At 46.5% G+C, this 19,286-nt stretch carries 12 protein-coding genes and 3 pseudogenes; 8 read left to right on the forward strand and 7 right to left on the reverse strand.

The features are described 5' to 3' along the window. Positions 1–21: 21 nt before the first annotated feature. The 3 genes from IDZ20_RS10740 to IDZ20_RS10750 form a co-directional block, all read right to left on the reverse strand. A complete protein-coding gene (locus IDZ20_RS10740) occupies positions 22–1,041 on the reverse strand; it encodes a quinone-dependent dihydroorotate dehydrogenase (protein ID WP_188151434.1) in 1,020 nt (339 codons plus the stop codon). Positions 1,042–1,266: 225 nt separating this feature from the next. After that, on the reverse strand, positions 1,267–1,497 hold the full coding sequence (locus IDZ20_RS10745; protein WP_188151435.1) for a DUF2835 domain-containing protein: 231 nt from the start codon (positions 1,495–1,497) through the stop codon (positions 1,267–1,269). A gap of 52 nt (positions 1,498–1,549) precedes the next feature. Next, positions 1,550–6,454, reverse strand: coding sequence for an NAD-glutamate dehydrogenase (locus IDZ20_RS10750; RefSeq protein ID WP_188151436.1), 4,905 nt, complete (start codon positions 6,452–6,454; stop codon positions 1,550–1,552). A 284-nt stretch (positions 6,455–6,738) separates the two neighbouring features. On the opposite strand from IDZ20_RS10750, the gene IDZ20_RS10755 reads away from it, so the two are divergent. From IDZ20_RS10755 to IDZ20_RS10780, 6 genes are all read left to right on the forward strand, one after another. Beyond that, complete coding sequence (locus IDZ20_RS10755; protein ID WP_188151437.1) at positions 6,739–7,701, forward strand: AAA family ATPase; 963 nt, start codon at positions 6,739–6,741, stop codon at positions 7,699–7,701. 12 nt (positions 7,702–7,713) lie between these two features. Continuing rightward, entirely contained in the window at positions 7,714–8,805 is a 1,092-nt protein-coding gene (locus tag IDZ20_RS10760; RefSeq protein WP_188151438.1) for a DUF58 domain-containing protein, read from the forward strand. Between the two features lies 1 nt (position 8,806). Next, entirely contained in the window at positions 8,807–9,406 is a 600-nt protein-coding gene (locus IDZ20_RS10765; protein ID WP_188151439.1) for a DUF4381 domain-containing protein, read from the forward strand. Then, positions 9,407–10,411, forward strand: a complete 1,005-nt coding sequence (locus IDZ20_RS10770; protein WP_188151440.1) for a vWA domain-containing protein — start codon at positions 9,407–9,409, stop codon at positions 10,409–10,411. Further along, positions 10,408–12,525: a VWA domain-containing protein gene (locus tag IDZ20_RS10775; RefSeq protein WP_188151441.1), complete on the forward strand. Its 2,118-nt coding sequence runs from the start codon at positions 10,408–10,410 to the stop codon at positions 12,523–12,525. Before IDZ20_RS10770 ends, IDZ20_RS10775 begins: the two co-directional genes overlap by 4 nt. Positions 12,526–12,589: 64 nt before the next feature. Further along, a complete protein-coding gene (locus IDZ20_RS10780; RefSeq protein WP_188151442.1) occupies positions 12,590–14,365 on the forward strand; it encodes a BatD family protein in 1,776 nt (591 codons plus the stop codon). A 102-nt stretch (positions 14,366–14,467) separates the two neighbouring features. Here the strand turns inward: IDZ20_RS10780 and IDZ20_RS10785 are convergent. The 4 genes and pseudogenes from IDZ20_RS10785 to IDZ20_RS10800 all read right to left on the reverse strand — a co-directional run. After that, positions 14,468–15,445 (reverse strand): annotated as a pseudogene (locus tag IDZ20_RS10785) (transposase family protein); the annotation flags it as partial. A gap of 177 nt (positions 15,446–15,622) precedes the next feature. After that, complete coding sequence (locus IDZ20_RS10790; protein ID WP_188151443.1) at positions 15,623–16,486, reverse strand: MBL fold metallo-hydrolase; 864 nt, start codon at positions 16,484–16,486, stop codon at positions 15,623–15,625. 146 nt (positions 16,487–16,632) lie between these two features. After that, positions 16,633–17,070, reverse strand: coding sequence for a lysozyme inhibitor LprI family protein (locus IDZ20_RS10795; protein WP_188151444.1), 438 nt, complete (start codon positions 17,068–17,070; stop codon positions 16,633–16,635). Between the two features lie 213 nt (positions 17,071–17,283). Beyond that, a pseudogene (locus tag IDZ20_RS10800) lies at positions 17,284–18,190 on the reverse strand (IS3 family transposase); the annotation flags it as partial. A gap of 164 nt (positions 18,191–18,354) precedes the next feature. Here IDZ20_RS10800 and IDZ20_RS10805 point away from each other — a divergent pair. Continuing rightward, positions 18,355–18,963 (forward strand): annotated as a pseudogene (locus tag IDZ20_RS10805) (IS3 family transposase); the annotation flags it as partial. A gap of 86 nt (positions 18,964–19,049) precedes the next feature. Continuing rightward, on the forward strand, positions 19,050–19,217 hold the full coding sequence (locus IDZ20_RS10810; protein ID WP_245792262.1) for a type II toxin-antitoxin system YoeB family toxin: 168 nt from the start codon (positions 19,050–19,052) through the stop codon (positions 19,215–19,217). Positions 19,218–19,286 lie beyond the last annotated feature (69 nt).

The following is a 19,286-nucleotide window of genomic DNA, read 5'->3' on the forward strand; positions in this document are numbered from 1 at the left end:
ATTACGAGCCTGATGAAGCCGCTAACGGTGCGATGCCAGTACCTTAGCGGCTTCCGCTATCAAGGCTGGGCCACGGTAGATAAAGCCGCTGTAGACTTGTACCAAGCTCGCACCCGCTTCAACCTTATCTAGCGCATCCTTCCCAGTGGAAATCCCGCCCACGCCAATAATCGGCAATGCACCCTGTAGATGCTCGGCTAATACGCGAATCACTTCGGTAGATTTATCACGTACTGGCGTACCGCTTAAACCACCCGCCTCGCCTGCAAACGGGGACGCTTCGACACCTTCGCGTGAGATTGTAGTGTTAGTCGCAATCACGCCTTCATACTCGTGCTGCATTAGTACATCCGCGACATTTTTAATTTCATCGCTATTCATATCCGGCGCAATCTTTACCGCGATTGGCACTTTTAATTCATATCTATCCGCCAGCTGAGCTTGCCGCGCTTTAATGCCGGCCAATAGCTGCGATAAGGTTTCACCAAACTGTAGATTGCGAAGCCCCGGCGTATTCGGCGACGAAATATTAACGGTGATGTAATCGGCACTGGTGTAGACCGCATCGAGACACTTTTCATAATCGGAAAGGGCTTGGTCTTCCGGTGTATTTTTATTCTTGCCGATATTGATACCCAAAATACCATCGTAACGACGCTTTTTTACGGCGTTAACGAGGTGATCAACGCCTTTATTGTTAAACCCCATGCGATTGATAATCGCTTCCTGCTCAACTAAACGGAACAACCGCGGGCGTGGGTTTCCGGGTTGGGCCAGCGGTGTGACCGTACCGATTTCAACAAAACCAAACCCCAGCTGCCCCAGGGCATTAAAGTAATCGCCATTTTTATCCAGCCCAGCGGCCAAGCCGACGGCATTAGGGAATTTCAAACCCATCACCTCTACAGGGTCGACCACGTGCTTGCGGAAGAAGGGTTGCAATAACTGCAAACGCTCTGCAGCACCCATAAGGTCGAGTGATAATTCATGTGAAACTTCAGGGTTCAGGGCAAACAAACATTTTTTCGCCAAGTTATACATAATCGGCCTTTTACTGCGGCTTTCGACTGCCAATATTAACGGGAAGAATTGCGGAGGACACGATTGCGCTTGTGAAGCGTTGGGATCGGTCGAGAAGGCGCAAGGATACAGAATTGCGCGGAGTTAGTCGATTTCAGGCGAAGCCGTTTTAGATAAATAGACGCCGTTTGTGCACTGCTAGTCGCGGATATTAACAACGAACACGAGTGACCAGAAGCAGTGCCGTTAAGCTAGACGCTCGATGCGATCAAAGCGGCTGTCGGCGGTAAAATGAATGGCGAAGCAGCCCTGTACGCCGGTATGGGTAACATAGGGCTGTAAGATATTAGCCGGAAAACGAATCGTGCGACCGTCTATAGACGTCGCACGAACCGATTGCGCCGCTCCAGAATAGAGCTTTAAATACTCATCCGCGCTGACACTTAAGTTGACAATAATGTGGTGCGACTCCGCCATGACTGGACAAACCCTATTCTCTAAGCCAGTATCAATTTAAGCCCATGCCACGCTAAACCTGCAACAAAATATGCTCGGTGGACTGCACCAAATCAACCAATTCGCGTAATGCCACGGAAAACATAGCATAGTCGGTCACTTGTGCGCCCTGCACTTCATTTACCATCTGCTTCCAACGATGAACTAGCAGCTCGTGATCGCTATACCACTGGCTAACAAGGTTGTCGATATCTAAACCTTTGTTATGCTCTAGGTACGCAATAAGGGCGACAGTTAAACTGCGCAATTGTGCTTCCAGCTCATCCAAGAAAGATTCCCGCGCTAACGCCTGCCAGTAGCTTTCGACTTTCACTTCAGACAGCTGAGTGGCAAACCAATTTAAATCCAACCGATCCAATAGCTGTACAAACAGCTGCGACGCCAACCCTAAATCCGCGCCGGCTTTGTGTGCACTTTCGACGACACCTAAGCCAGAAAATAAATTGTCCGGCATGGCTAGGCGCAACGCCCATTCATCTGGCACGCCCTGCTCGCTGTAGCGTTCACTGCGCTGTTGCCAAGCTTCTTTGGCCGACCCCTGAGCGTATTCACGAGTACTTTGATAGACCAATTCCAAGCCGTTTGTAAAGCGTGGTATGTCATCTTTTGGTGACAGATTCATACGTCGATTGCGCAAAAACCAACGGGTACCGCGCCTTACGCGGCGAATCATATTGGTCATAAGCTCGGCTTGAAACTCACTCGAAACGCGATTATCCAAGGATTTAATATAGTGCTGGAAGGCCTCAAACTGAAACACTTCACGAGAAACGACGTAGGCTTTAGAGATATCCACCGTGCTTGCCCCAGTAGTTTCCAGCAGCCGATGCGCAACGGTAATACCGAGGTTATTAATCATATCGTTGGCCACTTGAGTACCAACAATTTCGCGACGTAAGCGATGTCGATAGAGCTCTTGTGGAAACTTAGTCGCGAGCGTATGCGGGAATGCGCTTTCGATTGCCGTGGCAATGGTTTCGTCTTCACCAATGTCGGAGTTGGTGAGCGCCTCCTTTAGCATAACTTTTGCGTAGGACAACAATACCGAAAGCTCGGGGCGAGTCAGGGATTTTCCGTGGCCTTGACGCTCTACAATCTCCTCGTCGGTGGGAATAAATTCGAGCGCGCGATTCAGTCGCCCCTGATTTTCTAAGTAGTTGATAAAACGGCGGTATTCATTAGAGCGGGCCGATGCTTGAAACTTTGCCAAACTAATCGCTTGAGTTTGCCGGTAGTTATTTTGTAAAACCAACGCAGCCACTTCGTCGGTCATATCTAAGAGTAATTGATTGCGCTGTTTGCCTGTTAAATCACCTTGCGCGACCAATTCATCTAACAAGATTTTGATATTAACTTCGTGGTCAGAACAATCCACGCCGGCAGCGTTGTCGATAAAGTCGGTATTGCTCGCGCCGTTGTTTAGGCAAAACTCTACTCGGCCAAGCTGGGTCATCCCTAGGTTTCCCCCCTCCCCGAATACTTTACAGCGCAAATCTTTGCCGTTTACGCGCAAACCATCGTTGGCTTTATCACCAACTGCCGCATGGCTTTCGCTGGCCGATTTTACGTAGGTACCAATACCGCCATTCCAAATCAAATCTACCGGCGCTTTCAATAGCGCTGAGATAAGCTCTGTTGGTGTTAGCTTTTGCGCAGTAATCGCAAAGGCTTCGCGCATTTGAGGGGTAATCGAAATAGATTTAGCGGAACGTAAAAAAACGCCACCACCTTCAGAGATTAACGCTGGATTATAGTCCGCCCAATTGGTGCGCGGGGTATCAAACAACCTATGCCGTTCGATAAAGCTACTCGCCGCATCCGGTTGAGGGTCGATAAATATGTGCATGTGATTGAACGCGGCCGTCAACCGAATATGACGAGATAGCAACATACCATTGCCGAATACATCACCAGCCATGTCGCCAATACCAATAACCGTGAAGTCCTGATGTTGGATATCCACACCCTGCTCACGAAAATGTCGCTGCACTGAAACCCAAGCGCCTTTCGCGGTAATACCCATGCCTTTATGGTCATAACCTTGGCTGCCACCAGAGGCAAACGCATCGCCTAACCAATGGTTATATTGCAGCGAAATTTCGTTGGCTATATCGGAAAAAGTCGCAGTACCCTTATCTGCCGCAACAACAAGATACGGGTCGTCTTCATCACGTCGAATAACATTTTCTGGCGGTACAACCTTACCCTCTACCAAGTTATCGGTAATATCCAATAAGCCCTGGATGAAAATTTTGTAACAGGCAATACCCTCCTCTAAAAAGGCTTCTCGAGTGGGATTTAGCAGCGGCAACTTACAGACAAATCCACCCTTAGCACCGGTAGGTACAATCACAGCATTTTTTACTTGCTGAGCTTTAACCAAACCGAGGACTTCTGTACGGTAATCCTGCAGCCGGTCCGACCAACGCAAACCGCCACGGGCGACCTTGCCACCACGAAGATGTACGCCTTCCACTCGTGGTGAGTAAACGTAAATTTCAAACTCAGGGCGAGGCTCTGGAATATCTGCAATCGTTCGCGGGCTAAACTTATAGGAAATATAAGATTTAGGCTGACTCGGGTCTGCGGCGAAGCGGTCTAGTTGAAAATAGTTAGTACGTAGCGTTCCCAACATAAAATCTAAGTAACGTCGCAATACCCGGTCTTCATTCAAGTTCGATACTTGCTCTAAAGATTCCACTATCTTAGCTTTCAAACGTTCACTGCGTTCCTGAATTTTTTCGGCACTTTTAGACTCGCGATTTACCCGCGGCTCGAACATCGCCTTAAATAAAGCGACAAGATTACGAGTGATATCGGCGTGATTGAGAAGAGTCTCGGCGATAAAGGCTTGATCCTCAGAGAATCCCGTCTGTTTCATGTAGCCGGCATAGCCGCGCAACAGGCATACTTCACGCCAATGTAAACGCGCACCCAGCACGAGCTTATTAAACCCATCACTCTCCGCTTCTTTGCGCCATACCGCCTCAAAAGCATGTTCAAAAAGCGCTTTAACCGAGTGAACATCAACTGTAAGATTTTGGCCAAGACTCAATTCAAAATCGTGCAACCACACACAGCTATTATCTTTTTTGGTGATTTGATGAGGCCGTTCGCCCAACACCCGCAAACCCAAATGCTCTAGTACCGGAATAATATCGGAAAGAATAATAGGTGTATTTATATGCATAACGCGAAAGCGAATATTGCGACTATCACTGCCCAGCGGTTGATAAAAATTCATCACCACATCGTGTTCGTCTTCGAGCTGTTCAAGTAGCTTTATATCTTGGACCGCCGCACGCGCATCTAAATCTTCTTGGTACCCCGAGGTAAAAGCATTTTTGTAGGTATTGTAGTAGCTAACGCCTTTCGTCTCGCCCATCTCTTCTATTAACGAACTGCGTAAATGGTCATCCCAGTTACGCGTCATATCAACAATATCGGCTTCGAGCAGTTGCGGATCGAACGCTGGGCAACTGTCTTTATCTATACGATAGATAAATTGAGCACGCACTAAACTCGATTCAGAAAAGAAGGTATTAAAGTCAAAGTCACTAGAACCTAAAACATTGCTTAAATAATTCTGCATCTTTTGGCGAATAACGGTACTGTAAATATCTTTTGGGACAAAAACATTAAACGTAACGAAGTTGCCAAACGGATCGCGGCGAGTGATTAAACGCACTAGATGGCGTTCGTTTAGATTGGCAATTGCAACCACACTATTAAACAATGTTTCGGTATCTGACTGGACCAACTCGTCGCGGGGATAGTTATCGATCACACGACGTAGGTTTTTGCCATCGTGGCTGTCTGGCGCTACACCGGTACGGTCGATTATTTCCTGCACTTTTGTGCGCAAGATCGGAATATCCAGCACACTCATCATATAAACATCATAGGTGAATAAGCCTAAAAACCGTACCTCACCACACACTTTACCGGCATCGTCATATTTTTTTATGACCACATAATCGGGGTACGCCGAGCGGTGAACGCTGCTGCGTGTCGATGCCTTAGAGAAACAAATCGCCTCATCACGATCATAGAAGTTGCGCATCCCTTCACTGAAATCACTATAAGTAAAGCGGCTTTCCTGAATGCCTACACGACGAAAAATCCCTAACCGCGCATCGGCATTTTCCGTCAGGGTGAGCTCGCCCGCCGCATCACTCAGGTCATATTCCCGATAACCCAGAAACGCGAAATGCCGATGCCGAAGCCAACCAAGAAACTCTTGCAGCTCTTGCCTCGCATAGGCGGTAGCGGGCATATTGACCAGACCACTGCTGGTAGCATCAATTTTTTCTAGAACGGCTTGATGGTCTTCTACCACCACAGCAAGATCTTCGAGCACGGATACTAAGGTATCCCGAATTTCATGCAGTTCAGCATCAATGGTGTGTAGGCTCACCTCGATATAGATCAAAGCTTCGCGAGATGCGCCGGCAATGGGCTGTGGAGCTGGGTGATTAGTAAGCGTTGACTGAACCGCTAAACCATTCTGCTCGCGGCTGATGTTCAACACCGTACTTTTAATAATATGTATGGGCGCGTCCAAGCCTTGCAGGGCAATTCTTACAGTGTCAACCAAGAAAGGCATGTCACGCTGTAGAATCACAATAACCGTTCGCCCACACTGCCAGCCATGCTCATCAAGCGTGGGATTGTAAACCGAGGCGCGCGGCGATTTCCCCGGCGCTGATTTTAAGTTTAACCATAGCGCATAACACAGACCGTAAAGATCCGCATAGACACGCCCCATCCACTCTTCTAAAGGGAAGCGCTGCAGATATACGCGCAGAAACGCCTGAAACGAAACGCTCTCGCTCGGCTCACAATGCTCGCCAGCCCAGATCACAAATTGATCAACAAAGTGCTGACGATTATTTAAGCTCGATAAATTTATATCCACGCAGATTCCCTCTATAGCGCCCAGTAGCCATATATGCCAAAACGGGCGGTTGATAATTGGCGTTTTGCCCCTACATAAGCATAGCTTATTCGTCGGCATCTTCCGCAACGAGGGAACCGACTAGAGCACGCTGAGTCTATAGCGTCGCTAAAGCAAACATTTGGGCTGTGGCCCAACCCCCGCTGAAGCTGATAACTCCGCGGGTAGTTTCACAACTTTTATAATAATTTCAATATGTTAACTAACTACAACCGTTAACCAATTAGCATAAGGTATTTGCCTCGATGACCATCAAGACCAGCATCCAAAACTTGCGTCAGTGGCTCGACAGCCAAATTGTAGGACAACCCCACTTAATCGACCGATTACTTATCGCGCTAATTGCCGATGGCCACCTACTTGTTGAGGGCGCGCCGGGCTTAGCGAAAACCAAAGCCATTAAAACCCTTGCCGACGGCATTGAAGGTGATTTCCATCGCGTACAATTTACCCCGGATTTACTGCCGTCCGATGTAACCGGCACGGATATTTATCGACCAGAGTCCGGCACCTTCGAATTTCAGTCCGGGCCGATATTCCACAACTTAGTACTGGCTGATGAAATCAACCGTGCCCCGGCTAAGGTTCAGTCCGCGCTTCTCGAAGCTATGGCCGAACGACAAATTAGTGTTGGTCGCTCAACCTATAAACTACCCGAGCTGTTTTTGGTGATGGCGACGCAGAACCCGATCGAGCAAGAAGGGACTTACCCACTACCAGAAGCACAACTCGATCGCTTTTTAATGCATGTAAAGGTCGACTTCCCCAACGCCGAAGCTGAGCGCGAAATTCTACGCTTAAGCCGCGCCGAATCCCGTCACACCGAGGTCGCGAAACTTGAGCACCGCGTTTTACAAAGCGAATTATTTAGCGCACGCGCCGAAGCGCTGGATATTCACATGGCCGACGCTGTCGAGGAATACATCGTCCAGCTTACTCAAGCTACACGTCAGCCCGAAGTTTACAGCGCAGACTTACGTCGTTGGCTTGAGTTTGGCGTGAGCCCACGGGCAACCATCAGTCTCGATCGCTGTTCCCGCGCCCATGCCTGGATGAAAGGCAATGACTATGTTAGCCCCGACGATGTACGCGCTGTTGTGCACGATGTTTTTCGTCACCGCCTTATTCTGACTTTTGAAGCCGAAGCTCAGGGGCAAACCGCCGACAAGATTATCGACGAAATTCTAAACTGCGTGCCGATCGCTTAACGAGGGGCGAATATGTTGCAGTCGGTATTTACACGCGCGTCTAAACCCAACAACGCGACTACGCAGGCCACGCAAAAACCCGGTTTTGGTGTTCACACTAGTACCGACGAGCTTTTGCAGCTGCGCTATCTCGCCAAAGATATTCGCTTAGAAACCCGCAAAAAAAGCACATCGATTGTTGCAGGTGATAGCGCCACCAATTATCGCGGCCGCGGTATGGAGTTTGCGGAAGTTCGGCTGTATCAGCCTGGCGACGATGTTCGCAACATCGACTGGCGAGTTACCGCGCGCACCACAGAAACCTATACCAAACTTTTTCAAGAAGAACGCGAAAGGCCCGTGTACCTCGTAGTAGACCAACGCGCGAGTATGTTTTTTGGCAGCGTAACGCAATTTAAATCTGTGTACGCCGCAACTATCGCGTCGGTTTTGGCTTGGGCGGCACTCCAAAATAATGATCGAATTGGTGCGCTATTATTTTCCGACCATCACAGCAAAGATTTACGCGCACGTCGTGGCAAACACGCCGTACTGCGGTTTATTCACGAACTTTGCGAACTCAACCAAGCGCTGAGTTCGCCGATAGCTGAGGCTGAACACCCACAAATAAATGAAAACGATTCAACCGGTAATGTTTTAGACGCTCGCGCGTTAAGTGCGTACGCTTCCGGTTCAATTCGATCAGCATCAAGCAAAGTTACACTCGACACTATTCTCACGGATATTCGACGTGTAGCGCGCCCTGGGAGTGCGGTATTTATTATCAGTGACTTCAATGACTTCAGCCACGACTCGGAAAAATCTCTAGCGCTGCTAGGACGTCATACCGAGACAAGTCTCATCCACACCTATGACCCGCTCGAACAACAGCTTCCCAGTGCCCATAGCTTAACAATTTCCGACGGTGAACAACGATTGTCTATCAGCGCGGGCGCTAATTCCTTCCGCAAAAACTTTCGGCAAAACTGGCTGGATCATCAGCAACAACTACAAGCCGCTGCAACGAACACCGGCGCAAAACTTATCGACTGCCCAGTCAATATCGAGCCGACAGATTTTATTCGGAATGTTTTCGTCAACAAAAAACGTAAGGGAGGCCGCTAAAATGGATACCCCTAGCCCGCTTATGCCTGTACCTTATTCACAATCACAATCGGCGCAAATGCCGGCGCATGCACAGCAACAACCCAATGCTGAACAATTATTAGCGCAGATGGAAGATGTTATTACGCCAGAGCCCGTTAGCCAGTTGCCCATCGCGATCGGCTGGTGGATACTACTTGGATTAATTATCGCCAGTACTACAGCGGTCATTATTACCCTGCGCAAGCGTGCAGCCGCGCGTCGTTATAGAAAACGAGCCTTGGCAGAATTAAAAACACTGCGCACACAACAAGCGTCCAGCGTACACGACATAGCAACCTTATTAAAACGAACTTATATCAACGCTTTTGCACTACGTAACAATCGTCATGCACGCAACAAAATTGCCACAGCCACCAGCGACGAATGGAAGAAATTACTAATAGCCAGCTACCCCGCAAACAAATTAACGCAAGCGGATACCGACCTACTAGATAGTATGTGTTCGAATAGTATCTATGCAAAGCAAAGCGACGTTAGTGCCCAGACGCTGCTGACATTTACCGAGCGCTGGATAAAAAATCACAGAATCACCGCAACAACACTCACGGAGGTCAACTAGATGTTTCAGTTTGACTGGCCTTGGGCTTTTTTGCTCGCTCCGTTACCGCTAATCACTTACTTTCTATTGCCGAGGGTACAGCGCCAAGACACAGCAATTAAAGTGCCCTTCTTTAATATTGCCAACAGGCTTTATCAGCAGGACTCACTGAGCAGCGCTAAAGCTAAACATATAAAACTCTTTTCACTCGTTGCGATGTGGTTGTTACTCATTGCCAGTGCAGCGCGTCCACAATGGTTAGGAGATGAAATTACCCTGCCCACCACAGGTCGCGACTTATTGGTTGCCGTAGACATTTCCGGCAGTATGCAAACACCCGATATGATCGTTAAAGATCAACAAATAGCGCGCATATTAGTGGTTAAGTACGTTGTTAAAGATTTTATCGAACGCCGCAAATCTGACCGATTAGGCTTAATATTATTTGGCTCTCAGGCTTACCTACAAGCCCCGCTTACTTTCGACAGAAAAACCGTCGGCAAATTAATGGAAGAGGCACAATTAGGATTTGCGGGTGAACAAACGGCCATTGGTGATGCCATAGGGCTTGCCGTTAAGCGCTTACGTGATCGTCCGGCCGAAGAACGTATACTTATATTGTTAACCGATGGCGCCAATACCGCTGGCGAAGTCGCGCCGCGACAAGCCGCCGACTTAGCAAAGCAAGCCGGCGTTAAAATCTATACCGTTGGCGTTGGCGCCAACGAGATGATTCAACGCAGTGGTTTCTTTGGCAGTTTTGCACGCAAAGTTAATCCGTCAGCAGAACTTGATGAAGACACTCTAAACTATATTGCCGATACAACCGGTGGCCGCTATTTTCGCGCCCACAACCCAGAGGAACTGCAGCAAATCTACGGGCTAATTGATCAGCTAGAGCCGATCGAGCAAGACGGTGAAACCCTTCGCCCCGTGTCGGCCTTATTTATGTGGCCCCTCGCCTTAGCCTTACTACTCAGTATGTTTAGCGCATTATTTTATCAACAGAGAGCTACAACCCCATGAGTGACTTTCTGACTTACATTTCTACGCAACTGGTCGCAAACTTTCATTTTTTGCGCCCATTCTGGCTATTAGCCCTCTTGCCAAGCTTTTATATGTTTGTAGTGTTAATCCGCAAGCAAAGTCGTGCTAGCGATTGGCAACAGCTAGTAGCCCCCCATTTATTAACAGCACTCGTCGACGGCAGCGCATTAAAACGTAGCCGCGTTCCGCTGTGGTTCCTGCTTATATGTTGGTGTGTTATTACCATCGCACTAGCTGGGCCCACTTGGCAAAAACGCGCAATGCCGGTTCACAAAGAAACATCTGCACTGGTTATCGTGTGGGATATGTCGCCCTCAATGTTGGCAGAAGATATCAAACCATCGCGACTGGTACGCAGTCGCTTAAAATTAATCGACCTACTTAACGAGCGTCGCCAGGGCTTAACCGCATTGATTGCCTACAGTGGCGATGCGCATGTGGTGACACCACTCACCGATGATACCGACACCATTATTAACCTACTTGGCGGCTTAGAGCCCGGTATGATGCCATCCGCGGGAAGCAATACCGAGCAAGCACTGGAAACCGCACAACAATTACTAAAAGACGGCGGTGTCGTAAGTGGTGATATCGTAATCTTAACCGACGGAATAGCCAATGACGCTCGCCCGCGACTCGAGCAATTACAATACGGTTCTCCACATCGGCTGACCATTTGGGGAATTGGAACAACCGAGGGCGCACCTATCCCTGCAGCTAACGGTGGCTTTATTTACGATAGCAATCGCATCATGGTCATCGCCCGATTAGACAGTAAACAACTAAGCGATATTGCAGTCGATCTCGGCGGCCTCTATGTGCCTTTCGCGAATAGCAGCCTGGACATCGATACCATAAAATCTTTTGCGTTTAATTCAGGGCAAGACCAAATCGAAGCCACCGAAAGATTATTCGATGCGTGGTATGAAACGGGCCCGTGGTTGGTGTTATTCATTCTGCCAATAGTTGCGCTCGCATTTAGACGCGGTTTAGTTTTGACTCTACCGCTATTATTTTTCGTTCTGCAAACACCAACTGTAGACGCACAGAGCCAAGCGAACCAGATCGCTTCTTCCGCTGCGCCTTCATCAGCACACTCATCCGTTTGGACCAACCTATGGGAAACAGCCGATCAACAAGGCTATCAAGCGTTGCAAAACGGCGATGCCGAGGCGGCAGCCAATACCTTTAAGGATGAACAGTGGCGTGCTATTGCAAATTACAAAAACAATAATTATCAGGCCGCGATAGAAGGCTTCGGCGGCGATAGTGCTTCGGAACACTACAACCGGGGTAACGCTTTAACACGTAGCGGTGACTATGATGGCGCCATCGAAGCCTATAAAAAAGCACTAGGGAAAAACTCAGCGTTAAGCCAAGCGGAAAATAATCTAAAAATTGCCGAAGCACTTAAGGAGCTGCAACAACAGCAGTCGAGCGAATCGGAAGATAATCAAAACAGTGACGATAGCAAAAAAAACGAGAGCGGCCAGAATGGTCAAGAGGGCCAAGATGGACAGCAATCCGATCAAGACCAGCAATCAAAATCGGACTCGCAAGACTCAGATAACCAATCGCAACAAGGCGATGACCAACAGCAACAGAGTTCGAGTGACAGCAACTCGGATGAGAACGAACAGCGCAACGACGGTCAAAGTGATAGCGAACAATCTAATACCGACAAAAATTCAGGTACCGAACAAACTCAAGCCAGCAAACAAGAACAACAAGCACTTGAAGATACCTACGGGAACAATGATGACAAGCAAGAGTTCGGACAGAAGCCTGATGAAGCTGACCAAGAACAGCAACAGTCTGATACCAAACAACAACTAGCTGAAGATCCGTTAGAGCCAGCCGACGAGAGCGCTGAAGAAAATAGTAAGCAACAGGCTAGAGTAGTCAGTGAGATGACGCCAGAGCAGCAAGAAGCGGAACAAGCGCTAGACCAATGGTTAAGAAAAGTGCCCGACGACCCGAGTGGATTATTACGCAATAAATTTAACTATCAGTACCGTGAACGGCAACGCTCAGCTTTACAGCAAAACAATATGCGAACACCCGATGGGAAATCACAAGAACAACGCTGGTAGTTAACTAAAGCGACTAGTCAATAATCAACACCTAAGCAAACCGTTAGTGGATTACATAAAGAACATGAAAAATTCATCTAAATATACAGAATTAGTCCGAAAGCTTTACATCAGTGCCCTTTTGCTACTCTTAGCGCTTGGCACATCTACCGCTAGTGCGCAAGCATTAAAAGCAAGCGTCGACCGGAATAACTTATCTCTAGATGAAACCCTAACGCTAACACTGCGCTACTCGGGAAGAACAAATACCCAGCTAGATTTTAGTGCGCTATCTACCCAATTTGAAATCATCAATCAACAGCAAAGCAATCAATTTCGCAGCATCAATGGCAGTGTAGAATCATTTACCGAGTGGAGCATGATTTTACTCCCCAAATCATCTGGACGGCTAGTTGTCCCCTCTTTCAAAATTGGTAACGATTTTAGCGATGCAATAGAAATAAATGTAAGTAAACAAGCTCAACCGGTTAACGGAACTTTGGGCGATGTTTTTATCGAAACATTAATAGAACCGCAAGAAAGTTACGTACAGCAACAAATTCGCGTACGCTATCGCTTGTACTACTCCGTCGCCATTCAAGCTTTAGAACGCGATGACTTCACGATCGATGGCGCAATTGTAGAAGCCATGCCCGACGTAAATTACCACCGTTCCGTAGATGGCAAACCCTATAACGTTGCGGAATTTAACTATGTCGTTTATCCACAAGAAAGCGGCACCTTAGAAATACCCGCCTACCGCTGGATGGCGCGACTGTCTCGCGGTGGGCGCAGTAATATGTTTGGCTTAAACTCCGGGCGCAGCGAAGTTAAACGGCTGCGTACCGAAGCAAAGACGATCAATGTAAAACCAAAACCCAGTACGTTCCCACAAACCGCCACATGGATCCCAGCGACGCAGGTCACCATAGCTGAGTCATGGAATAGCAGCCCACAAACATTCAAAGTGGGCGAGCCAGTTACGCGAAAAATAATCTTGACTGCTCAGGGGCTAATGTCATCACAGCTACCGCAACTCATCTCTGATAAGAATTTAGAAGACAAAGTTAAGCTTTATCCTGAGCAACCAGAACTAAGTAACGATACCGATGAAAGTGGCATAAACGGCAAGCGAATAGAATCTGTTGCCGTCGTTGTCTCCGAAGGCGGTGAACTGATTTTACCTGCAGTGAAAATACCTTGGTGGGATGTGAACAGCAATCAACTCAGATACGCCGAACTACCAGAAAAGAAACTCACCGTCGCCGGCGATGACAACTACGAAAAAAATAAGCGTTTAGCAGAAGAAGCTATTGCCAAAGCAAGTAATAATAATCTAACCATGGCGCCCGGCGATAACTCCAAAACCAAACCAAACAACACTAGAAACACGCCAACCTATATCTGGCAGATTATATGCGCCCTACTGATCCTCGCGCTTGGTCTTGCATTATATCTTTGGCTAGTTACTCGACATAAACTCAACACACTGATTCGTGAAGTAAAATCAAAGAAATACCAACCCTCATCCCAGCAATCATCAAAAGCAGCCTATAACAAACTTACCCGAGCCTGCCGCGTCAATAACCACGCCGAAATTAGACAAGCAGTAATTGACTGGGGAAGAGCTGAATGGCCAAACAAAAATATACAAAGCTTAGCTGACATAGCTTCCACCGTTAAACATCCAAACCTGGAAAACCAACTGCGAGCCCTTGACGCAACGCTTTATGCGGACGCTAAAAATAACAACTGGAACGGAGCACTCTTGCTAGATGCGTTAAAACAGTGGGATAAGGATCTGAAGCGAGTTAACGATAAAGGAGATGATAGCTTGTCGAGGCTTTATCCGACAAAATAGTCAGCGCAAACACTCTTACTAGTATTTGTAGTTACCTATAAATTTCAGTAGGCCCTGGCTGAGCTGACAGCTACCTATTTTAATCAGGTGTCTGTCAGTTTGTATTTGAGCTAAATTTTTTTCAGCCCAAATCGACTTACTATCACGTAAAGTTTCCATTGGCGTTCTGCCACAGCACATTCACCCTTGCTGTGCTCGGTCATTGTTGTAGTAACAGGCCCATCCTTCCTGTTTTTTTTTGCAGCCCTTGAAATGAACGGTAAAGCTTCTTGCGAAACGACATCTGATAAAACTCATTCAAAATCGTTTAATGGAAACACTAACAGATACCATTTTCCTATGGCGACAAGGCTTTGGTCTTGATGTGATCAATATCCTTAGCCTTGGATACCCATTGAGTCTCAAAGAACGACAAAGCTTTATCATTGAGAATATCAACTACGGTGATCGGTGACTTCCTCGTGTAGAACGTATAAAACGTTACTTCACGGTACGTGTCGACAAAAATTTCTGGCAGATATCTCCCACTCCTTTCAGACTACCAACGTAAAAAGTGCCCTACACCACAAGTAGTCTGGATGCGTTCTCTCAATCTCCCAGCAACCTTAAACATCGTGCTTCTTTTATCTAACCCAGAGGCCAGTGTATCAGTGAGTAAGACGTCATCGTTAACGACCTTTTCTTCAGAAGCTTTTAGGCGCTTTTAATGTTCTCAAGGTTGTGGCGAACCCAGATTGGATAGACACCACTGCCAGATACAAATACACCAACTTTACGAAGATCGTTGCTGGTTCGGTCATGGACATAAACTAGATAATTAATTACGTAGGTAATTACAGCCTCCTCCATCGCGTAATCGACTCAGAAATTCGGATTAGGGCTCTCGGATTTTGTAGATCGGCTTATCTACTCGCCTTCCTCAACGAGCTCTTGCTAGATATAGAATGTATCTCGAGATACACGCATCACCTTACAAGCTTTGGACACGCTGCCCAGCTCTTACACTAAATAGGGTAAACCAGCTTCGTGTTTGATAATGAGATTTTGGTGTGGAGTACGATAGTTATCTTTTGTATTGATTTGATTTAAGAGTCGTCGCCTTTATCAGAACGGACAGCTCTATTCTTTTCAAGTCGAAGAGTAGGATCTAGCTTGAGCAAATACAACTAAACTCGTGCAGCCCTACCGCCCATATTTGACGATTTTTGTTGCCTAGCCTTTTCAAACGATACAAAAGATATCGCCAAGATGTGATTATTACATTGCAGATTTGGACTCTACTTGAATTGTATTCTTAACCAAATCCTGAAACCATCGATCGAACGCATCTTTATTGGTGGCAGGTGTTTTAAACATCATTCTAATATCATTGAGCTTTTTATCTTTTGTCATTGCCTCTTCCCTCACTCCCATTTTATGTAATGCCATAATTCTATCCACCCAAAGAATACTGGCATTCTTATACAATAAAAAATCTGATTTATTCGAAACATCTCCGTGACCGGGGACTATTTTCGTATTTTCGTCTGCCCAAGATAGGGCAAGATCAATGGCTTCATTCTGACCCGATATACCTCCATGAAATAACGCAGGATACCAACCAGTTGCGAACACATCCCCCACAAAGATTACATTACTGGTTTTAAGATAAACTATAGCGTCACTAGGGGAATGCGAAGCCACATGAAAGACCTCCATCTGTTCTTCGCCATGACTTAGAATTAGCTTGCGGTCAAAACCGATAATATCCATGGGCATTTCATAACTTGCGCTATCATGTGAAATAATTGTAGCTCCTCTACTTGAAAACAATGCGTTCCCTCCGACGTGATCAAAATGATCATGGGTATTTACAACGTACTTAACTGGCTTGCTTGAAACAGAACGAATTGCCTTAAATAAATTATCCGTCGATTTTTCCACCATCGCATCTATTAACACAACACTTTGTTCGCCAACACTAACTCCAACGTTTGCCCCTTGTCCGTCCCCTCCAAGTATCACGTATAAATTCTTGTTAATTTTTAGCATTGAAAGGTCAGAATCTAATGCAACGCAATTCATTGAAATTAAAAATATGTATGCTAACCCTAATTTATTTATACTTTTTCTAATTATCATACCCTCTATCTAGCAACGGTGAATATTTTCACAAGCTACATATGCCACGCTAAGCTCAGTGAACTGAGAGCGGAGCACAGCGCGTACAATTGTGTAGCATGAAGCGTAGGTGAAGGTTCGGTTTGACTACCATGGTGGCATATGAGCTATTCCTCAGGCTCGGGCAACCTTGGCGGGGTTGAGTCCATATATGTAAGATAGTCTCCCCAAATGTTGTGTGTACGCTGTTTAGTTAACTTCAGCACACAAGTAATTTGCATATACCCTCGAATAGTGCCTTCTATCCAATTCTCATATATCGCTGCACAATAATCCTCCTTGTAATTTTTCCAAGTAACCTGACTTTTTTCTAAGCTTGAGTAAGCACTTTTTTGATCTTTAATCGTCTCAAGTGCAGTTAGAAAATACTTTTCTAGAACTTGCTCCGCCTTTTCAGCTTTCCGGCCCTCGCAAACGTTGATGTCGATTGTGGTTACGGGATTATCACAATCGACGTCATTCGAGTAAACCGTAAATGAAACGATACAAAGCCACACACATACCAACACCCTCAAAACCATCCCCTTACTTACTGAAAATTTCACGGTCTCTATTATTGCGCAACGCCAAGCTCAGCTGCAAATTTTTCCGAGACTTTCTATACATACAAGACAACTTGTTCACCACACACAACAAAGCCATAAATTTAGTAATAAAGATTCTTAATTTTACAATTAAAAAATTATGTTCTCGTCAAGTAAAACCAGACACCAATATTTTATAATATTCTCGCTAACGCGCTGTGCTTGTTTGCCTTAGAGCAGTTTTCGATAGTGCTTACTGGTATATTGTGAGCCTCTATCGCCATGAAAAACCAAGCCTTTGGGTGGCTGCCTTAGGTTATAGGTCTTCACCAGAGCCTTGCCCACTAAATTAATTGTCATGCGCTTATCAATGTACCAACCAACAACTCGACGCGAGTATAAATACGTAACAATCTCTAAAGACATCCAGCCTTCGCCGGTCTTCAGGTAAGTGACGTCACCCGCCCAAATTTAATTTGGCCCCACTGGGTTAAAATTTTGATTCAGCAAGTTGTCGGCTACTGCATCAGAAGCTTTGCGTTTAGTTGTCACTTTATAAGCGATTCGCTGAGTGCCCTTTAAGCCAAGCTTATGCATCAAGTTACGAACCCGATAACGAGTAACCTAAAAGCCTTCTTCGCGTGATTTTTTCATCATCCCACGACTACCGAGACTATTGAGACTTTGCTCGAAAAGCCATTTCACCCTACGGTGTAAATGCAAGGTATCACTAGTTATTACAGTGCCGGGGTGATTAATCCAATCGTAATAGGGCGTCTTCCCGGCACCCATCACTCGAGACACAATAACCACAGGAAAGCGAAATGATTCAGCCTAAAGAAATCGTACTTTACTTCATTTCTTTCTCGAAGAAGGTAATGGCCGTTTTTAAAATCTCTTTCTCCATACGCAGCTCTTTGCTTTCCTTGCACAAGCGCTTAAACTCGGCTCTCTCATCCTCAGCTAACACTTCACCTGCCCCACCAGACCCCACCTTCTCTTTCCGCTTGTAGAGCATTTTGGTTGCGATGCCTAACTGTTTAGCGGCCGCAGGAACGGAATAGCCTTGCTCTCGAACCAGTGCAACGGCCTCTTCCTTAAACTCTTTCGGGTACTGTTTGTAACTACGCTTCTGACTCATAAGGGCACCCTAATTGTTGACTACTATTGTCTCTCATTAAAGTGCCCGGTGCTATTAGACCACTACAGGTTTTACTTGACCAGAACAAAGGATACCTACGAAGTGTTTGAGGCTGCGTATGGTGCGCCTAGAATCGCTCCGGAGCTTAACGCGCTGGGCATAAGTGCTCTGTGAACTTTATAGCCAAAATCATGCAAGAAAAGGGCATTATTGCGCGAAACGGCAAGGCGTTTAACTATGGTGGGCACGCTCTAACGATGCACAATGTGGCAGACAATTTACTGTGGCGGGATTTCTCCACTGATCGGCCTAATCAAAAGTGGGTAACAGATATTACTTACGTTTGGGTGGACAAACAGTGGTTGTATTTAGCGACAGTTATGGACTTATTCTCTCGCAAGATCATTGGCTGGAGTTTGGACACAAATATGACAGAGCAATTAATTACACGAGCTATGCAAATGGCGATTGATGCACGAGGAGTTTCTCTTGGCATGATCGTCCATTCGGACCGTGGTTCGCAGTATCGTTCAAACGGTTACGTTGGTTTTCTTGAACGTCACAATATTGCGCGCAGCATGAGTAGGAAGGGTAATTGCTGGGGTAATACTGTTATGGAATCATTCTACGCTAAAAATTATCAGTCGATTGACGCTGCGCGATCCGGTATATTTGGTTACATTGAAGTTTTTTATAATCGAAAAAGAAGGTATTCTGCAAACGATGGGGTTAGCGCTGTTGAGTTTGAAGCGAAAGCAGCTGTTGCTGCATAAGTGGGGGCGTCTACTTTTCGTGGGGGACACCACTTTCTGAAAAAGATAAAAAGTTACACAAAGCTCTTTGCAAACTTTTGAGAGAAATGCTCCGTGACGACCCAAACAACGGTATGGGAAAACCAGAGCAACTTAGACACAGCCTTGCTGGGTTTTGGTCAAAACGCATCTCCCCAAAAGATCGCCTAATTTATAAATACGATGAACATTCAATTTATATCTTTGCAATTGGTGGGCATTACGACGATCACTAAATTGCGCAGCCTGGTGTTCCCCACAAAAAGTAGACACCCCACTTATGCAGCAACAGCTGCTTTCGCTTC

Origin of the sequence: Teredinibacter waterburyi, from assembly GCF_001922985.1 — a bacterium.
GTDB classification, from domain to species: domain Bacteria; phylum Pseudomonadota; class Gammaproteobacteria; order Pseudomonadales; family Cellvibrionaceae; genus Teredinibacter; species Teredinibacter waterburyi.

Coding starts and splice junctions, on each gene's coding strand:
- IDZ20_RS10740 (WP_188151434.1), bottom strand. CDS start 1,041: ATGTATAACTTGGCGAAAAAATGTTTGTTTGCCCTGAACCCTGAAGTT.
- IDZ20_RS10745 (WP_188151435.1), bottom strand. CDS start 1,497: ATGGCGGAGTCGCACCACATTATTGTCAACTTAAGTGTCAGCGCGGAT.
- IDZ20_RS10755 (WP_188151437.1), top strand. CDS start 6,739: ATGACCATCAAGACCAGCATCCAAAACTTGCGTCAGTGGCTCGACAGC.
- IDZ20_RS10760 (WP_188151438.1), top strand. CDS start 7,714: ATGTTGCAGTCGGTATTTACACGCGCGTCTAAACCCAACAACGCGACT.
- IDZ20_RS10765 (WP_188151439.1), top strand. CDS start 8,807: ATGGATACCCCTAGCCCGCTTATGCCTGTACCTTATTCACAATCACAA.
- IDZ20_RS10770 (WP_188151440.1), top strand. CDS start 9,407: ATGTTTCAGTTTGACTGGCCTTGGGCTTTTTTGCTCGCTCCGTTACCG.
- IDZ20_RS10775 (WP_188151441.1), top strand. CDS start 10,408: ATGAGTGACTTTCTGACTTACATTTCTACGCAACTGGTCGCAAACTTT.
- IDZ20_RS10780 (WP_188151442.1), top strand. CDS start 12,590: ATGAAAAATTCATCTAAATATACAGAATTAGTCCGAAAGCTTTACATC.
- IDZ20_RS10790 (WP_188151443.1), bottom strand. CDS start 16,486: ATGATAATTAGAAAAAGTATAAATAAATTAGGGTTAGCATACATATTT.
- IDZ20_RS10810 (WP_245792262.1), top strand. CDS start 19,050: ATGCTCCGTGACGACCCAAACAACGGTATGGGAAAACCAGAGCAACTT.